The sequence below is a fragment of the Streptomyces megasporus genome (genome assembly GCF_000718985.1).
GTDB lineage: Bacteria > Actinomycetota > Actinomycetes > Streptomycetales > Streptomycetaceae > Streptomyces > Streptomyces megasporus.
Window position 1 is genome coordinate 1 of the sequence record NZ_JODL01000013.1, and the last position, 15,269, is coordinate 15,269.

Sequence of the window (15,269 nt, forward strand, 5' to 3'; positions counted from 1 at the left end):
GTTCGTCTCGACCGCCGGGTCCGGCGCCTGCCTGGCCGTCCTCGCCGACGCCGAGGCGGACGCGGCCGTGCTCGGCTACGAGATGGCGATGCTCGTCAAGAGCGTCCGTCCGTACCTGGCCACCCCGGCGCGTCAACCGGCGGGGCACTGAGGACATGCCGGAGCCCGAGGAGGCGCTGTGGATGGACGACGCGGCCGGACGTCTGGTCCGGCCGTACACCGTCAGCAACGGGCGGACACGCCCGACGGCCGAGTTCGACCTGCTGACGATGGTGATGGCCACCGACGTCGAGCCGCAGACCTATCTGGGGCCGGATCACGCCCAGGTGCTGAGCCTGTGCGGCGGACCGATGACCGTCGCCGAGATCGCCGCCCATGTGCGGCTGCCCGCGGTGGTCACCAAGGTGTTGCTCTCCGACCTGGTCGACTGCGGCGCGGTGACCACCCGGGCGCCCCTGCAGATGGGGGCGGACCCGACCGACCGAGAACTGCTGGAGGCGGTGCTGCATGGACTCCGTAAACGACTCTGATCCGTTTCCGACCGCCCTGAAGATCCTGGTCGCGGGCGGGTTCGGCGTCGGCAAGACGACCTTCGTGGGCGCCGTCAGCGAGATCGAGCCGCTCAGCACGGAGGAACTGCTCACCCAGGTCAGCGCCGCCACGGACAGTCTGGAGGGGGTGGAGGACAAGCGGACCACCACCGTCGCGATGGACTTCGGGCGGATCACCCTCAGCGCCGAGCACGTGCTGTACCTGTTCGGCACACCGGGCCAGGAACGGTTCTGGTTCATGTGGGACGAGCTGTCCAACGGCGCGCTCGGCGCCGTGGTGCTCGCCGACACCCGGCGTCTGGACCAGTGCTTCGCCGCCGTGGATTATTTCGAGCGGCGTGGACTGGGCTTCGTCGTCGCGGTCAACGAGTTCGACGGCGCCCACCGCTACCACCCCGACGAGATCCGAGCGGCCATCGACCTCAAGCCCGAGGTGCCGGTGGTGATGTGCGACGCGCGGCACGCCAGCTCCGGAACACAGGTTCTCGTCACCCTTGTCCAGCATTTGATCGAATCGAGGAGCGGCCATGTCCCAGACGTCGTATGACCCCACCAGCCACCTGCTGCTCACCCCCGAGGACCACGAGGCGCCGGCGCGGGTCACGAGGTTGCGCGAGTTGGGCATCGGGGAGGCCCCGGTTCCGGAGTTCGACGAGTTCGCGCGCAGACTGGCGCAGATCACGGGCGCGCCCTACGCGATGGTCAACTTCATCGACGAGGACCGGCAGTACTTCGCCGGCCTGTACGCGCCGGGGTCCGACCGGACGGTGGAGCTGGGCCCCGTGCAGCCGGCCCCCGAGGTCGGTCGGGTGATGGCGCGCGACCACGGCTACTGCCCGCACGTCATAGTCCGGCGCAAGGCCCTGGTGTTGGAGGACGTCTGCGACTACCCGCGCTTCGCCGGGAACCCGGTCGTGGACGAGATCGGCATCCGCTCCTACCTGGGCGCGCCGCTGATCGACCGCACCGGCATGGCGATCGGAACGGTGTGCGTGGTGGACCAGGAGCCGCGCCCGTGGGGTCGCCAGGGGCTGGAGACCATCAAGGGGATGGCCGCCGAACTGGTGGATCAGATCCACCGGATGGAACAGCGGCAGGGTGCCTGAGACACCCGTTCCGTGAGCGCCCGGGCGCTCACGGAACGGGTGCGTCCCACCGGGCCGGGCGGGGCGCCGGTGGGAGCGGGTCACAGAGCGGGCTCGGGGTACAGCTCCTCCAGCCGCACCAGGTCCGAGAGCCGCTCGGACCACTCGCCCTTCGCCGTGCCCAGCGCCACCTCGCCCAGCCGCAGCCGCTGGATGTCCGACGTCCCGGCGGGGGCGAAGATGTGGTGGGCGTCGCGCAGATAGCGCTCGACGGGATTGTCGGTGAACAGGCCGGTGGCGGCGTGGATCTCCATGGCCTCGCGCGCCGAGTCCAGGGCGTACTCGACGTTCACCAGCTTGGCGTTCATCAGCTCCGCGTCGCAGGAGACACCGCGGTCCAGCAGGTGCACCGCGTGGTAGGCGGCCAGTCGCGCGGTCATCAGCCGGGACTGCATCTGGCCCAGTTTCAGCTTGATGGAGCCGAGTTCGCCCAGGGGCGCGCCGTACCGCTCCCGCTCGGTGCAGAACCGGGCCGTCCTCTCCATGACGGCCTGGTGGATGCCGAGCGACACGGCGGTGAGGTTGGGGCGTCCGTACAGGACGCTGGAGGAGTAGGCGACGGCCAGGCCGTCCCCCTCCTCGCCGAGCCGGTTGGCCGCGGGAACGCGGCAGTTGTCGAAGATCAGTTCGCCGAAGCTGAATCCGTGCAGTCCCATGGCCGGCTTCTGGGGGGCGAGGGAGAAGCCGGGGCGGTCGGACTCCACCAGGAAGGCGGTCAGGCCCTTGGAGCCGGGGCCGGTGCGGACCACGACCCCGTGCACGTCGCCGACGTGGCTGTTGCCGACGAAGACCTTGCGGCCGTTGAGGACGTAGTCGTCGCCGTCGCGGACGGCGGTGCTGGTCATGCCGAGGACGTGCCCGCCGGACTCGGGTTCGGTGACGGCGATCGTGGGCAGGCAGTCGCCCGCGGCGATGGCGGGCAGCCAGTGCTTCTTCTGCTCCTCGTCACCGAAGTGGAGGATCTTGGCGACGCCGAGCTGGGACGCCTGGACCATGGCGCCCATGGCGCCGCTCACCCGGGCGAGCTCCTCGATGATGATGGTCTTGGCCAGGTGGCCCGCGCCCATGCCGCCGTACGCGGTCGGTATGGTCGCCCCGATCCAGCCCTGGCGGGCTATCAGCCGGGACAGTTCGTGGGAGACGGTGCGGGACGCCTCCATGTCGGGTACCCGCGGCTCAACCTCACGTTCGGCGAACTCCCTTACCCGACGGCGCAGCTCCCTGTGCCGCTGGTCAGCGAAATAACGATCCATGACGAGCCCTCTTCTGCTGTTACGCCCCCGCCTGGCGGCCGGGTGGTGTCGGAGCGCCGGTGGTGGACCCGCCGCGACGTGATCACCGCCGACGTTGTCTCCAACATGTCGGTCATAACAAGATCACCCCCAAGGGTGTGGCGGCAAGTGCCGCCCACGCCTTCTTCGGCCAGGGAGGAGCCCCTGTGGGGTGGGGAGTTGAGTTGAACATGATTGGAGTCGAGCCGATGTCCCGGGAGCACTACCCAGTGGCATAGCCCGATTACACGTACGCTCGGTGTTGCCGACATCACACTCGGGGGCGCGTCGGACCTCCTGCGCCAAGTCAGATTCCGTGGTAGGGGCGGGAGTTGTCGATGTGTCGAATGATGTTCAACGGGGCCGGTGGTGGGGAAGGGACGTGTCCGCACACCCACGAGGAGGGACGAGAGACGTGACCCCGCGAGCCGACACCACCGAGGCGCCCGACGGAGTGCCCGTCGCCACCTACACCTGGTTCCCGCCGGACGCGCCGCCCCGCGCGCTGGTGCGGATCGCCCACGGCGCGGCCGAACACGCCCGCCGCTACGACAGGTTCGCCCGCTTCCTGGCCGACCACGGCTACGCGGTCGTCGCCTCCGACCACCGCGGTCACGGCGCCACCGCCGAACACACCGGCGGATACGGCGTGGTGGGGGAGAGCGGGTGGCGGGCCGTGGTCGAGGACCTGAAGGCGGTCGGCGACCGGCTCCGCGCGGAGATGCCCGGCGTGCCCCACGTCCTCCTCGGACACAGCATGGGCTCCCAACTCGCCCGGGACTACGCCCAGGAGTACGGCGGCGAGCTGGCCGGACTGGTGCTCTCGGGAACCTTCCGCTCGCTGCCCGGCGCGGAGACGCGGACCTCGGTGGAACGGCTGGAGGAGGAGATCGCCCGCGGCGGTCGCGACGCCCTCTCCGACTTCGTGCCCGACCTCTTCGCCTCCTTCAACGACCCCTACGAGCACCGCACCGGCTTCGAGTGGCTCTCCCGCGACGAGGCGGAGGTCGACCGCTATGTCGCCGACGAGGCGTGCGGCTTCCCGTTCAGCGCGGGCCTGTCGCTGGACTGGGTGCTCGGGGTGCGCAAGATCAACGACCCGCGGCAGCTCGACCGCGTCCCGCGCGACCTGCCGGTGCACGTCGCGGTGGGCGACCGGGACCCCTGCCACCAGGGGATGACGCTGGTCTACGAACTCCTGGAGGACTTCCGCTATCTGGGGCTGCGGGAGGTGTCCTGGCGGGCGTACGAGGGGGCCCGGCACGAGATCCTGAACGAGACCAACCGCGACGAGGTCCAGGCCGACCTGCTGGCCTGGCTCGACCGGCACGTGTGAGGCCGCCCGGCCGTCCGGTGCGTCGGACGGCCGGGCGGACCCGGACGGCTCCGGTCAGCCGGCGGCGCGGGCGGTGAAGGCCGTGATCCGCTCCCGCAGCGAGCGTGGGTCCAGCCCGTGGGCCGCCACGTGCTCCTCGATCGTGCCGTAACGGCGCAGCTCGGCCCGCGCGGTGCCCAGCCCGAGCACCCGGTGCGGGACGTCGACGAGGGCGTTCGCGACCGCGGCCGTGGAGGTGCCCGCCAGATACGGCTCGACGAGGACGACCTCGGCCGCGGGCGCGCCGGCCACGGCCGCCCGCAGGGCCGGGGTGTCGAGGGGACGGACGGTGGCGGCGTACAGCACGGTCGCGTCCAGCCCCTCGACGGCGGCGAGGGCGCTGTCCAGCAGCGGACCGACCGCCACCACCACGGGTGCCCCGGGCCGGCCGCGCCGGACGGTGAGGAAACCCTCGCCGGTGACCGGTCGGGGCCGGGCGTTGGTCTGCTCCGACAGCCGGACGTACACCCTCTCGTCCCCGGCCGCGTACGCGTGCCGCAGCAGGGTCTCGGCCTCGTCGGGGTGGCCGGGCACGTGCACGGTCCAGCCGTCCAGGGTGTCCAGCAGCGCCACGTCGCCCGGGGCCATGTGGGTGAAGCCGCTCGCGGGCTTGTCGTAGGAACCCCCGGCGCTCACCAGCACCCCGCCCACCCCCTGGTGACCGAAGTCCAGCTTCACCTGCTCGAAGGGGCGTTCGACCAGGAAGGAGGCGAAGGTGTGCAGCACCGGGCGGAGCCCGGCCAGGGCCAGCCCGCCGCCGACCCCGACCAGCAGTTGCTCCCGGATGCCGACGTTGATCACCCGATCCGGATGACGCTCGGCGGCCCGGTGGAAGCCGTCCTCACCGATGTCGGCGAGGACGACCGCCAGACGCGGGTCCTCGTCCAGCAGGCGGGAGGTGACGGCGGAGAAGCGCTCGCGCATGGTGTCCACGGCGAAGGGGTCCTTTCGGTGAGACCGGGTGGGGAGAGGCCGGGTGGGAGTCAGGCGTGCTTGGGCTCGACGTGGGCGACCACCGCGTGCGGACGTCCGGGGTGCGGTCGGGTGAAGGCGGCGTACAGCGCCTCGTGGTCACGGCCGTCCACGGCCGTCACCGACCAGCCCGCGGCCGTGAACCGGGCGACGATGCCGCCGGGCAGGGCGTGGGAGGCCGAGGAGTTGTCGATCACCAGGGTGTGCAGCCGGTCGAGTCCGATCGCCCCGGCGAACGCGATCGCCTCGTGGTTGCTGCCCTCGTCCAACTCGGCGTCCCCGACCAGCACCCACACCCGCGGATCGGTCAGTCCGCGGGCGCGCAGTCCGAGCGCGGTCCCCACGGCCAGCGGGAGTCCGTGCCCGAGCGAGCCGCTGCCGATCTCCACCCCGGGGACCAGCGTCCGATCCGGGTGGTGGCCCAGCGGGGAGTGGTGGGAGCCGAAGCCCGGCAGCAGGTCGACGGAGAGGAAGCCCTTGGCGGCGAGCACGGCGTAGTACGCCATGGGTCCGTGCCCCTTGGAGAGCAGGAAGCGGTCCCGGCCGGGATCGTCGAGGCGGGCGGGGGAGACGCGCAGCACCCGGTCGTAGAGGACCCACAGGGCGTCCAGAGTGGAGGTGGCGGCCGGGCCGTGCTTCTCGTCGCCGGTCATCAGGGACATCAGGGCGGGGAGGTCGGCGTACCCGTACGCGCGGTCCGGGGCGGTGGAGAGCGGTTCGGCGATCGGTGTCGTCGGTGTCATGGACAGAAGGCTGCAATCTCAAGTCGGCTTGAGGTCAAGCCCGCTATGCTCGCGCCATGACGAACCGAGACGGACGACTCGCCATCGGTGAACTGGCCGCCCGCTCCGGTGTCGCTCCCTCCGCCCTGCGCTACTACGAGGAGGTCGGGCTGATCCACTCGGAGCGGACCTCGGGGAACCAGCGTCGCTACCCTCGCGCCACGCTGCGTCGGGTCGCCTTCGTACGGGCCGCCCAGCGGGTCGGCCTGTCCCTGGAGGAGGTCCGCGCCGCGCTGGACCGACTGCCCGCGGACCGGGCCCCCAACGCCACGGAGTGGAACGCCGTGGCACGCACCTGGCAGCGGAGGATCGACGACCGGATCGCCGAGTTGGAGCGGCTCAAGGAGCGGCTGACCGGCTGCATCGGCTGCGGCTGTCTCAGCCTGCGCAAGTGCGGCCTGTACAACCCGCACGACATCGCCGGGCGGAGCGGCCCCGGCGCCCGCTATCTGGAGGAGGACGAGCCGGAACCCGCAAAGGCGTGACGCGATCACCGCGCGCGGCCGGGTTTCCCCCGGCCGCGCGCGGGCACTCGCCGGACCCGAGAACCGGGAGGTGCGACACGATGGCCGACATGTCCGGAGTGGAGCTGGAAGCGCTGTGGGACGACTTCCACGGCGTGGTGAACATGAGCTCGAACGAGCTGGGTGCCTGGCTCAGGACGAGCGAGTCCGGGGAGCGCGGCGAGGAGCTGCCGGACCGGGCCGGCTCGGAGACGGGACAGCGGGTGCTCGCGATCCTGCGGAAGCGGCGCACCGACCTCACCGACGAGGACCTCGCGGTGATGCGCGAGGTGGTGGACACCGTCAACGCCGAACGCGAGCGGGTGCGCGTCGCGGACGCCGTGCGGGACCCCGAGTGGCGGCACCGGATGATGTCGCTGGGGCACGACCCCGTCAAGACGACCTGACATCCACGGCCCTCCCTGTCGTTCCGCTCCCCTTCCGTCCCGCCTCTCCCCGGCCCTGCCCCGCCTCTCTCCGTCCCGGTCACCGGGTTCCCGGTCCCGCTCGGGCCGTCCCGGTCGGCGCCGGCCGGCAGTGGTCACTGTCCGGGTTCACTGCCCGGCCGCCAACGGCAGCGCGCCCCCCAGCCTCTCCGGCGGCCCGGGCCGCGCGTAGTACCAGCCCTGGGCGGAGTCACAGCCCAGTTCGCGCAACTGCTCCGCCTGGACCGCGGTCTCCACGCCCTCGACCGTCACGGCCAGGTCGAGGGCGTGGGCCAGCGAGACGATGCCCTCGACGACCTTGAGGTCGACCGGGTCGGCGGGGTGCTGCTGGAGGCCCCGGGTGAAGGAGCGGTCCAGCTTCAACGTGCTCGCGGGCAGCCTGCGCAGGCTCGCCAGGTTGGAGTAGCCCGTGCCGAAGTCGTCCAGGGCGATCCGCACGCCCAGGTCGGCGAGTTGACGTAAGGGCTTCAGCTCGTCGTCGTCGGCGCGGATCAGGGCGCTCTCGGTGACCTCCAGGCAGAGCGAGGACGGGTCGAGCCCGGCGTTCCCCAGGATCGCCACGGTCTCCGCGACCAGTTCCGGGTGGCGCAACTGCCGGGGCGAGAGGTTGACGTTCACCCGCAGCGGCCGGGGGCCGCCGATGCCGCGCACCTGCCACTCGCAGGCCTGCCGCACGGCCTGCTCCAGCACCCAGCGGCCCAGCGGCACGATCAGCCCGGTGTGCTCGGCGAGCGGGATGAAGCGGTCCGGGCCCAGCACCCCGTGGCGCGGATGGGCCCAGCGCACCAGGGCCTCGGCGCCCTCCACGCTGCCGTCGTCCATCCGCACCAGCGGCTGGTACTCGATGAAGAACTCCTCGTGCTCCAGGGCGGCGGGCAGGTGGGTGGTCAGCATGTGGCGGCTGATGGTGCGGGCGTCGGAGTCGGGATCGGCCAGTTCGTAACGGTTCCCGCCGCGGGCCTTGGCCCGGTACATGGTGATGTCGGCGCTGCGCAGCACCTCCGCCGGCGTCAGCTCGCCGACCGGGCCCTCGACGATGCCGATGCTGGCGCGGACGGTCAGCTCCCGGCCGCCCAGGGGGATCGGGGAGGACAGCGCGTCCAGCGCCCGCCGGGCCAGGTCGGTCACCTCCGAGGGCGACACCGGGTCGTTGACCAGCGCCACGAACTCGTCGCCGCCGATCCGCGCCACCAGGTGGCGCGGGGAGGTCACACAGCTCTGCAACCGCTCGGCCACGTTGACCAGCAACTGGTCGCCCACGGCGTGGCCGAGACTGTCGTTGACGGTCTTGAAGCCGTCCAGGTCCAGGTAGCACAGGCCGATCCGGGAGGTCCCGGAGTCGGGGGAGAGGGCGTGCTCCAGGCGCTCGAAGAACATCGTGCGGTTGGGCAGGTCCGTCAGCGCGTCGTGGGTGGCCTCGTAGCGCAGCCGCAGGTTCAGCAGCCGCCGCTCGGTGATGTCCTCCATCAGCGCCAGCATGTAGCGCGGCTCGCCGTCGGCGTCGCGCAGCAGCGAGACGGTCAGGTTGGTCCACAGCACGGTGCCGTCGCTGCGCGGGTACGGCTTCTCCACCCGGTAGTGGTCGCGCTCGCCGCGCACCAATTCCTCGTGGAGCCGCCAGACGCCCGGCGCGTCGTCGGGGTGGACCCAGTCGGAGACGCGGCGGCTGCGCACATGGTGCTCCGATCCGCCGAACATCCGGGCCAGCGCGCCGTTGAGGTCGAGGATGCGGCCCTCCATGTCCGCGATCCCGATGCCGATCGCGGCCCCCTCGAAGACCGCGCGGAACCGGGTCTCGCTCTCGTGAAGGGCCTTCTCCACGGTCTCGCGCGCGGCGAGCGCGGCCCGCGAGAGCGCCTCCTGCTCGGCGCGGGTGCGCTCCTGGAGGGCCCGGGCGAACCCGGCCGAGATGGCGTGCTGGAGCCGGGCGCAGCGGGCCCGTCCCTCCTCGGTGGGCAGCGCCGCCGGATCGCTGCAGTACAGCAGCAGGTAGGCGTCGACCACACCGAGCACCTGCGGCAGCGCGTCGGGGGCGGTGCAGTGCGCCTCGACGAGCGCCGCGCCCACCACGCGCCCCGGTGACGGGTCGAAGGGGCGGGCGTGCAGCGCGTCGCCGAGCAGACGGGCCAGGGGGAGCAGGTACTCCTCGAACTCGCCGCGGGTCATCGAGGTGGCCGTGGCGGGGTAGACCGCGCGGCTCCAGATCCTCGTGAAGCGGCGGTGTCCGTCGTCGAGGTCGTCGGGACCGTCCGGCGCGGGAAGGCGGCCGGGCGCGGAAGGTCTCCGGGCCGACGGGTTCACGCCTTGCGTCCCACTCCGCCGAAACCCGTGAAGACCACGGGGTCCTCCTGGTCCACCGGGCCGTCCGGACGCCAGTTCGGCATGGCCACCAGCCCGGGCTCGACCAGCTCGAAGCCCTCGAAGAACCGTTCCACCTCGGAGCGGGACCGCAGGATCAGCGGCGAGCCGATGTCGCGGTAGACGCCCTCCACATCGCTCCCCTGCTCCGGCCCGCGCGGACCGCCCTCGACCGAGGCGTGGGTGAGGATCAACAGGCTGCCCGGGGCGAGCGCGTCGCGCAGTTCGGCCACCTTCCCCCACGGGTCGTCGTGGTCCTCCAGGAAGTGGAGCAGCGCCACCAGCAACAGGGCCACCGGTTTCCCCAGGTCGAGCAGGCGGCCGACCTCGTCGCTGTCGACGATGTCCTCGGGCTCGCGGACGTCGGCGGCCACGATGCCGGTGCGGGCCTCGTCGCCCTCCAGGACGGCCCGGCCGTGGGCCACGGCCACGGGATCGTTGTCCACGTAGACGACCCGGGCCTCGGGAGCGGCGGCCCGGGCGACCTCGTGGACGTTGCCGAAGGTCGGTATGCCCGAGCCGATGTCGAGGAACTGCGTCACGCCCTCGGCCACGGCGAAGCGGACGGCCCGGCGCATGAACGCGCGGTTCGCCTGCATGATCTTGGGAAGGCCGGGGAACGCCGCGATGGCCCGCCGGGCCGCCTCCCGGTCGGCCTCGAAGTTGTGCGACCCGCCCAGGTAGTAGTCGTAGATGCGGGAAACACTCGGGACGGACGGATCGATGCCCTGTGGAGCCCAGGCGGGACGCTCCATCGAAGTCTCCAACCGGTAGCCGAATATGACACTGGGACTGATGAGGCTACTGATCCCAGGCGAACAGGTACACGGATTCTCGGCGGTCGCGCTCCGGGCGCGACCCGCTACGTATAGCTTGCCCCGGTTCCTCCGTACGGTTAATCGTGGCAACGACCGTGTTTTCCGGTCGCGCACCCGGAAACCCGGTACGGATGAGCCCCACCGACCACGACGAACTCCCGTTGCCCGACTACGATCACCTCTCCGCGGGCGAACTGGAACACCGCATCCGGTCCCTGTCGGAGGGCGACGTGGAGCGACTGATCCGTTACGAACGCGAACACGCCGACCGCGCCCATGTGGTCACGCTGCTGACGGCGCGTCTGCGGCAGCTCGAGGCGGGCAGCCCCCAGTCCCCGGGCAGCACCCAGCCGCCCACCGGGCCGCGCGGGGAACCCGGCGGTTCCCCCGTCACCCCCGCGACCTCGCCCCAGCCCTACCACCCGCCGCCCCACGGGACGCCCGACCAGGCCGCCCGGCCCAAGGGCAACCGCTTCTAGGCCGTCCGGGCCGTCGCCGAGGCGGGTCCGCGAGGCCGGACGGTCCCCGAGAGCCGTCCGGCCTGCGTGCCGAGCCCCCGGGGCCCTGTCCCCGCCCCGGGGGCCGGTCGCCGTGTGCCCGCTCGGCCTTCCCGCGCCCGGCCCCGCTCGGTCCCCCGCTCAGTCCTCCGTCGCGCGGGAGGACGGCAGCAGCTCCCGGATGTCCGGGGGCAGGACGCGGCCGACCTTGAGCATCAGCTCGGGGGAGACCGCCGCGTCCAGGACCTCCAGCACCGCCGTGGCCTCCCGTACGGCGGTGTCCTCCGACGCCCGGGAGCGCCAGGCCACCCGCCCGGCGAAGGTGGTCAGGTCGAACGGTTCGCCGTGGGCGCGGGTGTCGGACCGGCGGTGCGGCGAGGTCTCGTCCCCGGCCACCACCCGGCGCAAGGACTCCGCCGCCTCCCCGGGCAGTTGGGCGGCCAGATGGTCGGCCACCCCGTCCGGTATCCGCTCGGCCAGCGTCTCCAGCGTGGCCCGCACGGCCCGCTCCGCCGACTGCCGGTCGGGCAGCGCCGCCTGCGCCTGGACCTGGCCGGTGAACTCCTCGTAGCGCATGGTGGGCACCTCTCTCGGTGTTCTCGTCTTCTCCGGCTCCCGCGCTCCCCTCGGTGCGGGTGACCCGACCGACGCGCGGCGACACCTGCCGTTTCCGCATCCCGGACCAGGGCATCCGGTGTGAATACGGACAATCGGAGGTGAGACACGTGCCGGGACGGAAGGAGCTCCCCTCGACCCTGGAGCGCTCTCCCGAGGAGGCGCGGCGCACCTGGATCAAGGCCCACGACTCCGCCGTGGAGCAGTACGGCGAGGGCCGCCGCGCCCACCAGACGGCCTTCAGCGCCCTCAAGCACACGTTCGAGAAGGTGGGCGACCACTGGGAGCGCAAGGAGGGCGGACGCAAGGGCCCCTCGGACGAGCGGGCCGCCCGCCCGCGCGGGAAGGGCGGACGCTCCGGTGAGGGCGTCGACGAGAACGCCACCAAGGAGCACCTGTACTCGGTCGCCAAGCGGCTGGACATCGACGGACGCTCCCGGATGACCAAGGGCGAACTGCTCGACGCCATCCGCAAGGCGAACCGCTCCGAGACCCGCAAGGCGCGCTCCTAGGGACCGCCGGAGCCGCGGGGAAGCGCCGGCCGTGGTCCCTCGCCCCCGAGGGACCACGGCCGGCGCGGTCGCCGGGTGACGGCCGGCCGGGTCCCTCGACTCACGCCCGAGACTCCGCGGCGAAGCGGACGAAACCGGCGACACGGGGGGAGGACGTGAGCGGGCACTCCTCGCCCAGCGCCGAGCGCACGCCCGCCACCACATCGGCGTCCGGCTCGCCGAACACCTCGAAGCGCTCCACCCGACAGTGCTCCATCACCTCCCGGATGTACGGGGCCGCGAGCCTCCAGTGCGTGCGGACCGTGTCGGAGTCCCGGTAGAGCCGGAAGCTGTGCGCGAGCATCCGTTCCTCGTCCACGAAGGTCCCCACCATCAGCTGCGGCCCGTGCCGCCGGGCGAACTCCACGGCCCGGACGATGGCCTCACGGAAGCTCTCCAGCCGGCCGTCGGCGATGCGCATGGTGTTGCGGAAGAGGAGGACCGTGTCGTCGCGCGTGGTCATGGTCCGAGCCTGTCCCCTCAACCGCGCTTGAGGTCAAGCCGCCGAGCAGTCCCGACCCGACCGGCGCCCGACGGCGCCGCCCCACCGCCTCAGCCGACGTACCGGCGGGCGGTGGAGCGGCGCTGCGCGTCCTCCAGCAACCGCAGCCCGTCCTCCACCTCCTCCGGCACCACCCGGCGCTCGCGCAGCACCCACGGCAACCCGGCCAGGGCCCGCCCGAACGCCCGCGCCGACGCCGCGTCCCGCGGCACGGTGCGGGCCAGGAAGGCGGTGCGGCGCAGCGCCGCGGGCAGCGGACGGCGCAGCCAGGTGAACCACAGCGTGTTGCGCAGCCCGTCCTCCCGTCGCCGCGTCGCGTCCCGCGCCGCCGAGGGCGCGTGGTGGACCGTCAACTCCTCGGCATAGACCAGCCACCAGCCGCGCGCCGCGAGGTCGACGGCCAGCAGCTCCTCCTCCCCGCCCAGCCACAGCCGCGGCGAGAAGCCGCCCGCCGCGCGGAAGGCGTCGACGCGCAGCACGGTCGCCCCGGCCAGGAAGGAGCCCAGCGCCGGGCCGGGCAGCCAGTCGGGCCCGGACAGCGGCGAGTCGCGCAGCTCGGCGACGATCGGGTCCTCGACGCCGTCGGGCTCCACCACGATGCGCGCCGTGACCGTCGCCAGCCGCGGGTGCGCGTCCAGCAGGTCGGCCGCCCGTGCCAACGAGCCCGGCTCCCACCAGGTGTCGTCGTCGCAGAAGGCCACGTACGGGGTGGTGACGCGCTCCACCGCCACATTGCGGCCCACCGCCCCCAGGTTCCGCTCCGCCCGCAGCAGCCGCACCCACGGGTGGACGCGGGCCACGGTCTCGACGGTGCCGTCCGAGGAGGCGTTGTCGACGACGAACACCGGCGGACGCTCGGGCAGTTCGGCCAACCGGCCCAGGGTGCGCAGCAGTTCCTCGCGCCGGTCGTGGGTGATCACCACGACCGATATCCGGGGGTCGGCGTCCCGGGTCTCGGCGAACCCGGCGGACGCGGCGGCCTCGGCGGACCCGGTGTTCTCAGGGGCCACGGTGCTGTCCTTCCACACGGCGGGCGGCTTCCTCCACGTACGGCGGCAGGGGCCTGCGGGCGCGCAGGGCCGCGGGCAGCGCGGCCAGCACCCCGCGCAGGGCCTGCCGGGCCACCGGGTCGCGGCGGGCCTCGGCGGCCAGCGCGCGGGTGCGGCGCAGGGCCAGCGGCAGCGGGCGGCGCAACCAGCAGGTGAGCAGTTCGTTGCGGCGCACCTGGGCGCCGCGCCCGGACCGGGGGGAGGGGTCCGGATGGTGGTGGGCGGTGACCTCGGGGCAGTAGCTGACCCCCCAGCCCCGGGCGGACAGGTCGTAGGCCAGCAGGGTCTCCTCGGCGCCGAAGAACAGCAGCGGATGGAACCCCCCGGCGTCCAGGAACGCCGACCGCCGCACCACCGAGGCGCACCCCAGGAACCCCAGCACCTGCGGACCGGGCAGGTCCCCGGCCCGACCCAGCGGCGATCCGTCCAACAAGTCGTTGAGCGGGTCGGGCGCCTCCTCGGGGCCGACGCGGGTGCGTGCGGCGATCAACCCCAGCCGGGGATGCCGGCGCATCAGATCGGCGGCCCGCTCCAGCGCGCCCGGCTCCCACCAGGAGTCGTCGTCGCTGAAGGCGACACAGGGAGTGCCGATCGCCTTCACCCCCAGATTGCGGGCGATCGCCCCGCGGTTGACGGGCAGCGGCAGGAGATCCACCCGCGGGAACAGCGTCCGGACCATGGTGCGGGTGTGGTCGGTGGAGGCGTTGTCGACCACCAGGACCGCCGGCCGTTCGGGCAGCTCCGTCAGTCGGCGCAGGGTCCGCGCGAGGCTGTCGGCGCGGTTGCGGGTGGCGATGACCACACCGATCGACGGGTCCGTCATGCGGCACGTACCTCCGGTAGGCGGGACAGGGCGGCCAGCACCTCCTTTGGCCGGATGCGCAGCAGCAGCGGATCGGGAACGCGGCCGTGCGGGTTCCCCGGCGGGCCGGGATGCCACAGCGCCCGGTGGCGCGGCAGGTCCGGCGGGCCCCACAGCCGGGGCGGGACCGGACCGAAGAGGGTGACCGAGGGGGTGCCCTGGGCGACGGCCAGATGGGCGATGCCGGTGTCGCCGCTCACCACGGCCGAGGCGTCGGCCACCAGCGCGGCGAGCCTCTCCAGGGGCGGGGCGCCGAGGACGTCCGTATCGGGCAGGCCGGCCAGCTTGGCCAGGCGCGCCGTCAGATCGTGTTCCAGCGGACCGCCGGTGACCACCACGCGACGGCCCGAGCGCCGCAGTTCGGCGGCCACCGCCGCGTACCGCTCCACGGGCCAGCAACGCGCCGGCGACCCCGCGCCCGGATGGAGCACCACCGCGCCCGGCGCGGGGGAGACCGCGGCGGGACGGGGCAGGCCCAGATCCCGCGGATCGGCCGGCACGCCGTACCAGGACAGGAGGCGGCACCAGCGGTCCCGCTCGTGTTCCTCGGCACGCCATTCGGGTCCGTCGGGGGCCGCGAAGGCCAACAGACGGCGCGGCCCCAGCCGTTCCAGGGGCCGCATGCTCTCCGGCCCCCTGCCGTGCAGGTCGACGGCGACGTCCGGGGGCGCCCCCCGCCAGGCGATCTCCTCGGGCACGGCACGGCCGGGCGCCGAGGCGGGCAACAGGGTGTCCACGGCGCCGCAGAGGCGGACCAGCGGCTCCAGCTCCCGCGGCGCGGCCAGCACGATCTCGTGCCGGCCGAACTCCCGGCGCAGCGCCCGCAGCGCGGGCACCCCGGCCAACAGGTCGCCCAGACCCAGCGCGCGCAGCACCAGGACCCGGGGCCGGTGGGGCGCGCCCGCCGAGCCGTTCACCGGAACCGTCACCGGATCGTCCACCGGACCGTTCATCGGACCGTTCGTCGAAGCC

General features: G+C 73.0%; 18 protein-coding genes and 1 pseudogene. 9 read left to right on the top strand and 10 right to left on the bottom strand.

What is annotated here, in order from left to right; translation table 11 throughout:
- The 4 genes and pseudogenes from IF47_RS31520 to IF47_RS0113070 form a co-directional block, all read left to right on the top strand.
- Window positions 1–151: pseudogene (locus IF47_RS31520) on the top strand (roadblock/LC7 domain-containing protein); the annotation flags it as partial.
- A gap of 4 nt (window positions 152–155) precedes the next feature.
- A complete protein-coding gene (locus IF47_RS0113060) occupies window positions 156–530 on the top strand; it encodes a DUF742 domain-containing protein (protein WP_031509023.1) in 375 nt (124 codons plus the stop codon).
- Window positions 508–1,098 carry a GTP-binding protein gene (locus IF47_RS0113065; protein WP_031508897.1) on the top strand — a complete coding sequence of 197 codons (591 nt, stop codon included), beginning with the start codon at window positions 508–510 and terminating at the stop codon, window positions 1,096–1,098. The genes IF47_RS0113060 and IF47_RS0113065 overlap by 23 nt, the downstream gene beginning before the upstream one ends.
- On the top strand, window positions 1,079–1,657 hold the full coding sequence (locus IF47_RS0113070) for a GAF domain-containing protein (protein ID WP_031508898.1): 579 nt from the start codon (window positions 1,079–1,081) through the stop codon (window positions 1,655–1,657). The genes IF47_RS0113065 and IF47_RS0113070 overlap by 20 nt, the downstream gene beginning before the upstream one ends.
- Before the next feature lie 80 nt (window positions 1,658–1,737).
- Here the strand turns inward: IF47_RS0113070 and IF47_RS0113075 are convergent, their stop codons facing one another.
- A complete protein-coding gene (locus IF47_RS0113075) occupies window positions 1,738–2,949 on the bottom strand; it encodes an acyl-CoA dehydrogenase family protein (RefSeq protein ID WP_031508899.1) in 1,212 nt (403 codons plus the stop codon).
- A 433-nt stretch (window positions 2,950–3,382) separates the two neighbouring features.
- On the opposite strand from IF47_RS0113075, the gene IF47_RS0113080 reads away from it, so the two are divergent.
- Window positions 3,383–4,303 (top strand): alpha/beta fold hydrolase, encoded by a 921-nt coding sequence (locus IF47_RS0113080; protein WP_031508900.1) that lies wholly within the window; start codon window positions 3,383–3,385, stop codon window positions 4,301–4,303.
- Window positions 4,304–4,357: 54 nt separating this feature from the next.
- Here the strand turns inward: IF47_RS0113080 and IF47_RS0113085 are convergent, their stop codons facing one another.
- The gene (locus IF47_RS0113085) at window positions 4,358–5,275 is read right to left on the bottom strand and encodes a transketolase family protein (RefSeq protein WP_031508901.1); all 918 of its coding nucleotides are present in this window, start codon (window positions 5,273–5,275) and stop codon (window positions 4,358–4,360) included.
- Between the two features lie 50 nt (window positions 5,276–5,325).
- Window positions 5,326–6,057, bottom strand: coding sequence for a thiamine pyrophosphate-dependent enzyme (locus tag IF47_RS0113090; protein WP_031508902.1), 732 nt, complete (start codon window positions 6,055–6,057; stop codon window positions 5,326–5,328).
- Between the two features lie 56 nt (window positions 6,058–6,113).
- On the opposite strand from IF47_RS0113090, the gene soxR reads away from it, so the two are divergent.
- Entirely contained in the window at window positions 6,114–6,581 is a 468-nt protein-coding gene (gene soxR, locus IF47_RS0113095; protein ID WP_031508903.1) for a redox-sensitive transcriptional activator SoxR, read from the top strand.
- Between the two features lie 80 nt (window positions 6,582–6,661).
- Window positions 6,662–7,006 (top strand): DUF3140 domain-containing protein, encoded by a 345-nt coding sequence (locus IF47_RS0113100; RefSeq protein ID WP_031508904.1) that lies wholly within the window; start codon window positions 6,662–6,664, stop codon window positions 7,004–7,006.
- A gap of 147 nt (window positions 7,007–7,153) precedes the next feature.
- Here the strand turns inward: IF47_RS0113100 and IF47_RS0113105 are convergent, their stop codons facing one another.
- Together IF47_RS0113105 and IF47_RS0113110 are read right to left on the bottom strand one after the other, a co-directional pair.
- A complete protein-coding gene (locus tag IF47_RS0113105; protein WP_031508905.1) occupies window positions 7,154–9,346 on the bottom strand; it encodes a putative bifunctional diguanylate cyclase/phosphodiesterase in 2,193 nt (730 codons plus the stop codon).
- Window positions 9,343–10,158 carry an SAM-dependent methyltransferase gene (locus IF47_RS0113110; protein ID WP_031508906.1) on the bottom strand — a complete coding sequence of 272 codons (816 nt, stop codon included), beginning with the start codon at window positions 10,156–10,158 and terminating at the stop codon, window positions 9,343–9,345. Before IF47_RS0113110 ends, IF47_RS0113105 begins: the two co-directional genes overlap by 4 nt.
- A gap of 194 nt (window positions 10,159–10,352) precedes the next feature.
- On the opposite strand from IF47_RS0113110, the gene IF47_RS0113115 reads away from it, so the two are divergent.
- On the top strand, window positions 10,353–10,700 hold the full coding sequence (locus tag IF47_RS0113115; RefSeq protein WP_031508907.1) for a DUF8129 domain-containing protein: 348 nt from the start codon (window positions 10,353–10,355) through the stop codon (window positions 10,698–10,700).
- Between the two features lie 159 nt (window positions 10,701–10,859).
- On the opposite strand, the gene IF47_RS0113120 is transcribed toward IF47_RS0113115, so the two are convergent.
- Window positions 10,860–11,294 (bottom strand): DUF2267 domain-containing protein, encoded by a 435-nt coding sequence (locus tag IF47_RS0113120; protein ID WP_031508908.1) that lies wholly within the window; start codon window positions 11,292–11,294, stop codon window positions 10,860–10,862.
- A 149-nt stretch (window positions 11,295–11,443) separates the two neighbouring features.
- Between IF47_RS0113120 and IF47_RS0113125 the strand changes: the two genes are divergently transcribed.
- Window positions 11,444–11,845, top strand: coding sequence for a ChaB family protein (locus IF47_RS0113125; RefSeq protein WP_031508909.1), 402 nt, complete (start codon window positions 11,444–11,446; stop codon window positions 11,843–11,845).
- Between the two features lie 100 nt (window positions 11,846–11,945).
- Here IF47_RS0113125 and IF47_RS0113130 read toward each other — a convergent pair whose 3' ends face one another.
- The 4 genes from IF47_RS0113130 to IF47_RS0113145 all read right to left on the bottom strand — a co-directional run bounded on the left by IF47_RS0113130 (window position 11,946) and on the right by IF47_RS0113145 (window position 15,250).
- Window positions 11,946–12,347 (bottom strand): hypothetical protein, encoded by a 402-nt coding sequence (locus IF47_RS0113130; protein ID WP_031508910.1) that lies wholly within the window; start codon window positions 12,345–12,347, stop codon window positions 11,946–11,948.
- Window positions 12,348–12,436: 89 nt separating this feature from the next.
- Window positions 12,437–13,318 carry a glycosyltransferase family 2 protein gene (locus tag IF47_RS0113135; RefSeq protein ID WP_031508911.1) on the bottom strand — a complete coding sequence of 294 codons (882 nt, stop codon included), beginning with the start codon at window positions 13,316–13,318 and terminating at the stop codon, window positions 12,437–12,439.
- A 67-nt stretch (window positions 13,319–13,385) separates the two neighbouring features.
- Window positions 13,386–14,258, bottom strand: a complete 873-nt coding sequence (locus IF47_RS0113140; RefSeq protein WP_031508912.1) for a glycosyltransferase family 2 protein — start codon at window positions 14,256–14,258, stop codon at window positions 13,386–13,388.
- Window positions 14,255–15,250, bottom strand: a complete 996-nt coding sequence (locus IF47_RS0113145; RefSeq protein ID WP_078591793.1) for a glycosyltransferase family 9 protein — start codon at window positions 15,248–15,250, stop codon at window positions 14,255–14,257. Before IF47_RS0113145 ends, IF47_RS0113140 begins: the two co-directional genes overlap by 4 nt.
- Window positions 15,251–15,269 lie beyond the last annotated feature (19 nt).

Bases quoted from the DNA above. Each gene is read 5' to 3' on its own strand.
- IF47_RS0113060 (WP_031509023.1), top strand. From the start codon at position 156: ATGCCGGAGCCCGAGGAGGCGCTGTGGATGGACGACGCGGCCGGACGT.
- IF47_RS0113065 (WP_031508897.1), top strand. From the start codon at position 508: ATGGACTCCGTAAACGACTCTGATCCGTTTCCGACCGCCCTGAAGATC.
- IF47_RS0113070 (WP_031508898.1), top strand. From the start codon at position 1,079: ATGTCCCAGACGTCGTATGACCCCACCAGCCACCTGCTGCTCACCCCC.
- IF47_RS0113075 (WP_031508899.1), bottom strand. From the start codon at position 2,949: ATGGATCGTTATTTCGCTGACCAGCGGCACAGGGAGCTGCGCCGTCGG.
- IF47_RS0113090 (WP_031508902.1), bottom strand. From the start codon at position 6,057: ATGACACCGACGACACCGATCGCCGAACCGCTCTCCACCGCCCCGGAC.
- soxR (WP_031508903.1), top strand. From the start codon at position 6,114: ATGACGAACCGAGACGGACGACTCGCCATCGGTGAACTGGCCGCCCGC.
- IF47_RS0113100 (WP_031508904.1), top strand. From the start codon at position 6,662: ATGGCCGACATGTCCGGAGTGGAGCTGGAAGCGCTGTGGGACGACTTC.
- IF47_RS0113110 (WP_031508906.1), bottom strand. From the start codon at position 10,158: ATGGAGCGTCCCGCCTGGGCTCCACAGGGCATCGATCCGTCCGTCCCG.
- IF47_RS0113115 (WP_031508907.1), top strand. From the start codon at position 10,353: ATGAGCCCCACCGACCACGACGAACTCCCGTTGCCCGACTACGATCAC.
- IF47_RS0113120 (WP_031508908.1), bottom strand. From the start codon at position 11,294: ATGCGCTACGAGGAGTTCACCGGCCAGGTCCAGGCGCAGGCGGCGCTG.
- IF47_RS0113130 (WP_031508910.1), bottom strand. From the start codon at position 12,347: ATGACCACGCGCGACGACACGGTCCTCCTCTTCCGCAACACCATGCGC.
- IF47_RS0113140 (WP_031508912.1), bottom strand. From the start codon at position 14,258: ATGACGGACCCGTCGATCGGTGTGGTCATCGCCACCCGCAACCGCGCC.
- IF47_RS0113145 (WP_078591793.1), bottom strand. From the start codon at position 15,250: ATGAACGGTCCGGTGGACGATCCGGTGACGGTTCCGGTGAACGGCTCG.